Raw genomic sequence first — 6,788 nt, forward strand, 5'->3', positions numbered from 1 at the left:
CTGATTGTGGTTTTTGAGTTGTCGTTGTGAGAGACAATAACTCTACTACATCGGCCCTCTCTCCTCATCCTCTTATTTTGGCTAAGGTATTGCACAAGAAGAAGGGTTTTCTCTCAACTTCCAGGATTTTGTTGTGACAGTTCAGACAACAGAAGAAGAGGTATCTTTAGGTACTGGTTTGCAAGGAAAATCTCAAGGTGAACTGATTGATTTACGAAGTGTGACACAATCAGTAACAGCTGAGTTTGCAGTCAACAGAGAAGCGTCTTACAACAACTTTGTCGGCTTCTATCGAGTGGCTGATGAAAATGGTGGTATTGATACTAATGGTGATGGCAAAGCAGATATTCTCGTTGGACAGGCTGGTTACGCCGAAGCTGCTGTGCGTGGGCGCGTTGCAGGTATTGACTTGGCGGTGGACAACCAAGGGACTGCAAATTACACTGGCACCTTCGGGCCGAATTCTTTGTTTGCACCATTTATTATTGTGGATGGTAAACCCGATGCTATTCTCAAGGGTAAGGATAATAAGAAGGTTTACTTCTCATTCTTGGGTGCTAACTCAGATAAGGTAGATCACATTCGATTGTTAGGAAATAACACCTTTGGTTTTGAGGATCTACCAAATGGTGGTGACAAAGATTACAACGATGTGATAGTTCAGGTAAAATTGAGTGTCAGTGCTACTGTCTGATATTAAACGCAAATAATTAGTTAGCAAAATCAAACAACCTCGTCCCGGTTGCGGGGTGGGGTTGTTTTGTGTGTGGCGATTAAATAGACTCCCGATTAATTAAACTAGTAAATTTACTGAAGGCAGTTATTGTCTTTACTTCATAAATTTAATAGTTGATTCATCTAGGATTATAAAATCTTCACCTTTACTTTTCCAGTTAATTTTTATGAAATTAAGCTACAAAAAAAGTGATGGAGAATTCTTTCATAAATCGGGTATAGCGCTGTTTATCAAGGAAACCTCACTGTCTTTCACCATAAGTGATATTGTCAATCCCCATACTCAAGAATTTGTAAAAAATAATTCAGAAATTTAAAGTTTTTCATTACATAATTCTTAATTAGGGTATTTACTTAGGAAAGCATCTGTGATACTTTCAAGTTGGTTATCATAAATTGAAATATGCAACGCTAAATTTAACAACCGCGTTTATCTGTATTAGTTTGAGAATAAGTATCCATCTTGCATATTTGCAATGCTAAATATTGATTTTAAATTTGTATAAATTATGTGCCGTTAACCAAGTGATAACTTGTCCTCGATCCATTTAGACTATACTTTATTTTGAAAAACGCATAACAATCCTAACCATCTGATATAAATACAGGTCTGTAATTAGACGAACTCACCTCTGTAATTTTACATATTTAGGCACCTGGATTTCACAGAAGTCTTACCACTGCTGGCATAAAAGCAGACACTGCCACTGTTAGTAAAAGAGATACTCCCTAATATTTTCAACTTAATTCCTCATTTTGATTTGTTTTATATGACTTATATAAAGAACACTTTTGTCGAATTTATCACCACCCTAGAAGGGTTCGATCGCTTACCCGAAGGAGCGATCGCTAATCTATCAGACCAACTGCAAGCATTTCGCTATCGGATCGGTCAGAAAATCATCGGTAAAGAAAGTCTCCCGGAACGCATCACGATCATTTATGAGGGACAAGTGCGCCTCTTGGGATACGATCCCCAGACGCAAATGCCAATCACCCTAAAATTGCTACAACCGGGAGAAATTGTCGGCGAAGTTGGTTTGTTGCGCGATGTCGCCTGTGAAACTGCGATCGCCTCCACCGAAGTAGTATGTTTAACCTTGAGTGCATCGGCATATTTTAGTTTTCTCGCTTCATACCCAGCTTTTGCCGAAGCCCGCAAGAACCGCAGTTATTTGATTGAAGTTTTCGATATTCTTTGTTCCTACTGGCAAAAGCAAGCGATCGCTACCTTAAATCTCAGAGAAGTCACAGAAAACGCCTTACCACAGGCGAAAGTCCATTACCTGACACCAGGAAAAACAGCATTAAACCAACTGGATAGCGAAAGCGTCTGGTTTTTAAGTGGCGGTAGCACAGTAGCGAATTTCTCACCTGGCGATCGCCTAGAATCAGAAGATGACAGAGACAAAATTCAGGTTATCGGTCAAAACCCCGCCCGCTTAGTTGGTATACATCCGTCAAATTTGATATTGCAAGACAGCCATGAGATAGAACTTGCAGTAACAGAAACCAGAGTAGATAGAGATAGCGCCGACGACCTAGATATTATTCCCTACGCATCAGACGAAATAGTTCCCCAGACAGCCCCCCAGACCTCACAGAGTTCGTCAAAACAAAAATACCCATTTTTTAGTGGTAAAGGAGAACTAAATACAGCCTTCGCCTGCTTCCAAATGGTCGCCAAGCACCTAGAAATGCCATTTCGTCGAGAAGTAGTTCGCCGCATTTTAACCGAGCAAGTCAAACGTCAGGGGACTATATCCTTTCAAGTGACTGCTTACCTGGCAGAATTAATCGGACTTAAGGCGCAATTAATAGAAATACCAATTGCATCAGTGACACGCATACCAACACCAGCATTGATTCGCTATGGTGATAACTTTGCAGTTTTATATGCCACCGATGCAAATACGATGGTTGTGGGTGTCCCATCCAAAGGAATTGTCCGCTGTAAACCGGCTCAATTAGTTGAACAATTAGATGTCGATCCAACCAACTTTCCACCCCAAACTAGAGTATTACTACTCACTGCTACCAACCAAACACCCCAAGAACGTTTTAGTTTAAGGTGGTTTCTACCCTATTTGTCAAAGCACCGCCGAGTGTTAATAGAGGTCTTTATTGCCTCCTTCTTCGTGCAGTTAGCAGCATTGGCAAATCCTCTGGTAGTTCAGTTAATCATCGACAAAGTAATCACTCAAAATAGTATTGGCACACTACATATTTTGGGGATTTTGTTATTAGTAGTTGGGATATTTGAAGCAGTCCTGACAACCTTAAGAACCTACTTATTTGTCGATACCACTAACCGGATTGATATGGGCTTAGGGTCGCAAATTATCGACCACTTACTACGTTTACCCCTGCGCTACTTTGAACGCCGACCAGTGGGAGAACTTTCAACCCGCATCAACGAATTAGAAAATATTCGCCAATTCTTGACGGGTACTGCCTTAACAGTAGGGTTAGATGCTCTATTTTCGGTGGTCTATATCGGTGTGATGCTGATTTACAGTTGGCCACTTACCTTAGTAGCTTTAAGCACGATTCCAGTGTTTATCGTCATCACCTTAATTGCTTCTCCCACCATTAGCAGACAGTTACGTGCCAAAGCCGAACGCAACGCCGAAACTCAATCTTATTTAGTAGAGGTGATGTCAGGAATTCAAACCGTAAAAGCCCAAAATATTGAATTGCGATCGCGGTTTTCTTGGCAAGAGCGTTACGCTCGGTTTGTCGCCGCTGGTTTTAAAACAGTTGTAACTTCCACCCTCGCTAACTCCACCAGCAACTTTCTCAACAAACTCAGCAGTTTACTAGTTTTGTGGGTAGGAGCTTATTTGGTACTGAAACAAGAATTAACTTTAGGCGAACTAATTGCCTTTAGGATTATATCTGGTTACGTCACCAGCCCAATATTACGTTTAGCTCAACTTTGGCAAAGCTTCCAAGAAACAGCCTTATCTCTGGAACGTTTAAGCGATATTGTCGATACGCCACAAGAAGGAGAAACAGACCGCTACAATATCCCCTTACCGACAATTAAGGGAGCCGTAAAATACGAAAATGTTTCCTTCCGATTTGGGACGAGTGGGCCTCTGCAACTTTCCAACGTCAACCTCGAATTCGAGCCAGGGAAATTTATCGGCATCGTCGGCCAAAGTGGATCTGGTAAAAGTACAATGATGAAATTACTGCTGAGACTTTATGAAACCGAGTCCGGCAGAATTTTGATTGATGGTTATGATATTGCCAAAGTAGAACTTTATTCACTGCGACGACAAATAGGCGTAGTTCCCCAAGAAACGTTGTTGTTTGACGGTAGCGTTCAAGAAAATATTGCTCTGACGAATCCCGATGCGACAACCGAAGAAATTATCGAAGCGGCTCAGGTTGCCTGCGCCCACGAGTTTATCATGAACTTGCCCAATGGTTACAACACACGGGTGGGAGAAAGGGGTTCTGCACTTTCAGGTGGACAAAGACAAAGAATTGCGATCGCTCGCTCTGTTTTACAACGACCAAAATTATTAGTTTTAGATGAAGCCACCAGCGCCCTAGATTATCCCACAGAACGGCAAATATGTCTCAATTTAGCCAAAGCATTTAAGGGGGATACAGTATTTTTTATTACCCACCGATTAAACACCGTGAGTAATGCAGACATGATTGTTGTGATGGATAATAGCAGGGTTATAGAACAAGGTAGCCATCAAGAACTAATGGCTACGAAAGGTCATTATTTTTACCTATATCAGCAACAAGATGTGAACTTATAATTAGTCATTGCTGGGGGCATGGCATCAAAGGATTTTCAGTTTGACCAATATCCCATAGATGTAGCAATAATAGTAGGTGGGTATATTAAAATCAAGCTTTTCGGCATCAGTAAACATTGCACATTCTACAAAAAATCCAAAATCCAAAATCATTATGACTCAACTTAATGGGAATCACCTCAACGGCAATCAGAAAAACGGTAATCAGAAAAATGGAGTCAAGCAAGATTCACCGGTACTTACAAAACAACAGAAAGCTGCTCAAGAGTCTTTAATTAACTCAAGTAGTCAGGAATTTGAGCAATCAATTGTCTTACGCCAATCTCCAGTTTGGTCACGGACAATCATGATTACTCTGATTGGGTTAGCCTGTTTTGGAATTGCTTGGGCTTATTTTGCAAAAATTGAGCAAGTAGTGCCAGCAACAGGGCAATTAAAGCCGGAAGGGACAGTTAAAGAAGTCCAGGCTCCTGTTAGTGGAGTAGTGAAAACAGTTAATGTTAAAGATGGACAAGCAGTAAAAGCAGGAGATTTGTTACTGACTTTTGATTCTATCGCTTCAGTTGCTGAATTAAATTCTTTGAATAAAATTCGCGTTGCCTTAATTAAAGAAAACCAGATTTATCGTCGATTGATGAGTGCAAGTACTGCCACAGGAACAGAACTGTTATATTTGCGCGGTAATTTACCACAAGAAACTACTTTCCTGCTGAAAAGTCGGGCAGCAATAGTAGCAGAAAATGACTTATTACGGACTCAATTAAGAAATTCTGGCAAAGATTCTACGCTAGGAATTGATGAGCAACAACGTCTACAAGTTGCCAAGAAAGAATTAGATTCTCGGTCTGCTGCGGCGCAATTGGAAGTGGAAAAAACCAGGAAGCAACTTAGTCAAAATCAATTTAAACTGGAAGATAGTAAATCAAGTTTAGCTATTCAAGAGGGGATTTTAGCGAAACTGAAGATATTAGCAGAAGAAGGTGGTATTTCTCAACTTCAGTATCTCAATCAGCAACAAGAAGTCCAAAACCGCACGGCGGAAGTAGCACAACTAGGTGAAGAAGCAAAACGCCTCCAGTTTGATATCGAAAAAGGACAACAAGAGTTAAGTAATACGGTGGCTGTTTCTGATAAAAACGTTTTGGATAAGATCGCTGATAACAAACAGCGGATTGCTGCAATCGATAGCCAATTCATGAAAGTTATCTTAGATAATGAACAGCGTTTGGCAGATGTCAATAGTAAAATATCTCAATCACAGTTAAACGTTAAATATCAAGAACTTCGTGCGCCTGTCGCCGGAACAGTTTTCGATTTACAAGCAAAAAACCCTGGATTTGTGGCTACTCCGACGACAAAACTACTGCAAATTGTCCCGAATGAAAAGTACATAGCTGAAGTTTTTATCACTAACAAAGATATCGGTTTTGTGCGAAAAGGTATGAAGGTAGATATCAGAATTGACTCCTTTCCTTACAGCGAATTTGGCGATATCAAAGGGGAAGTGATGGGGATAGGTTCAGATGCATTACCGCCAGACCAAACACATCAGTTTTATCGGTTTCCGGCAAAGCTGCATTTGGATAAACAATCTTTAGTAATTAAGGGTAAAAATGTGAATTTGCAATCAGGTATGTCAATCAGTGCCAATATCAAAGTACGCGAAGAACGAACTGTAATTAGTTTATTCACTGAGTTGTTTACCAAGCAAATTGATACTCTTAAAGAAGTACGTTAATTTGTCAAGAAGAATGTTGAGGATTATTTAATCCAGCAAAACGAACCTATATTGCTTGGCAGCCGACGGCTGCCACAAAGCTTCACGCGCATCTGGACGCAGAGCTATAAAATTTTGTAGAACTGCGATCGCATCAAGTGCAGTTTCTTCTCTTGAATGTTGCGGCGATACTTTATTGGTGTTCTAGAGTCAAGCAAAATTGGAACTCAAGTAACTAGGGTAGCTTTCACCTCACCAGTCTGGGTATTACGACTTACTTGCAGGACGGTATCCATTACATCTGCACCCATCCGAGCAGCTAATTCCGGGCAGGGTTTACTGGCATGGGTGTTAACTTGAATATTATCTTTTTTCTCCAAGCTGACCTCTTGTCGCCCATATTTCAGGACAGTTGACATCCAAACTAATTCGTCCATAAACTTTTCCATACGGCGAATGTAGGGGTAAATATAGCGAAGCTGTCACCAGGGGCAAGATAGCCTGAAAGTATTGTGGAGTCTGGGTTTGATAAAAAAGAGTAGATCATTGGATTT

At 40.7% G+C, this 6,788-nt stretch carries 3 protein-coding genes and 1 pseudogene; 3 read left to right on the top strand and 1 reads right to left on the bottom strand.

The features are described from left to right. Positions 1-97: 97 nt before the first annotated feature. From V7K55_RS09200 to V7K55_RS09210, 3 genes and pseudogenes are all read left to right on the top strand, one after another. Positions 98-694, top strand: a pseudogene (locus tag V7K55_RS09200) (DUF4114 domain-containing protein); the annotation flags it as partial. Positions 695-1,505: 811 nt separating this feature from the next. Beyond that, positions 1,506-4,517 carry a peptidase domain-containing ABC transporter gene (locus V7K55_RS09205; protein ID WP_334830390.1) on the top strand — a complete coding sequence of 1,004 codons (3,012 nt, stop codon included), beginning with the start codon at positions 1,506-1,508 and terminating at the stop codon, positions 4,515-4,517. Between the two features lie 154 nt (positions 4,518-4,671). Next, complete coding sequence (locus V7K55_RS09210) at positions 4,672-6,255, top strand: HlyD family efflux transporter periplasmic adaptor subunit (protein ID WP_334830393.1); 1,584 nt, start codon at positions 4,672-4,674, stop codon at positions 6,253-6,255. A gap of 206 nt (positions 6,256-6,461) precedes the next feature. On the opposite strand, the gene V7K55_RS09215 is transcribed toward V7K55_RS09210, so the two are convergent. Beyond that, positions 6,462-6,671 carry a hypothetical protein gene (locus tag V7K55_RS09215; protein ID WP_334830395.1) on the bottom strand — a complete coding sequence of 70 codons (210 nt, stop codon included), beginning with the start codon at positions 6,669-6,671 and terminating at the stop codon, positions 6,462-6,464. Positions 6,672-6,788: the final 117 nt, after the last annotated feature.

Source organism: Nostoc sp. (assembly GCF_036919895.1).
Classification (GTDB): domain Bacteria; phylum Cyanobacteriota; class Cyanobacteriia; order Cyanobacteriales; family Nostocaceae; genus Nostoc.

What these genes read in the sequence shown, in the direction of transcription:
- V7K55_RS09205 (WP_334830390.1), top strand. Translation starts at nt 1,506, where the DNA reads ATGACTTATATAAAGAACACTTTTGTCGAATTTATCACCACCCTAGAA.
- V7K55_RS09210 (WP_334830393.1), top strand. Translation starts at nt 4,672, where the DNA reads ATGACTCAACTTAATGGGAATCACCTCAACGGCAATCAGAAAAACGGT.
- V7K55_RS09215 (WP_334830395.1), bottom strand. Translation starts at nt 6,671, where the DNA reads ATGGACGAATTAGTTTGGATGTCAACTGTCCTGAAATATGGGCGACAA.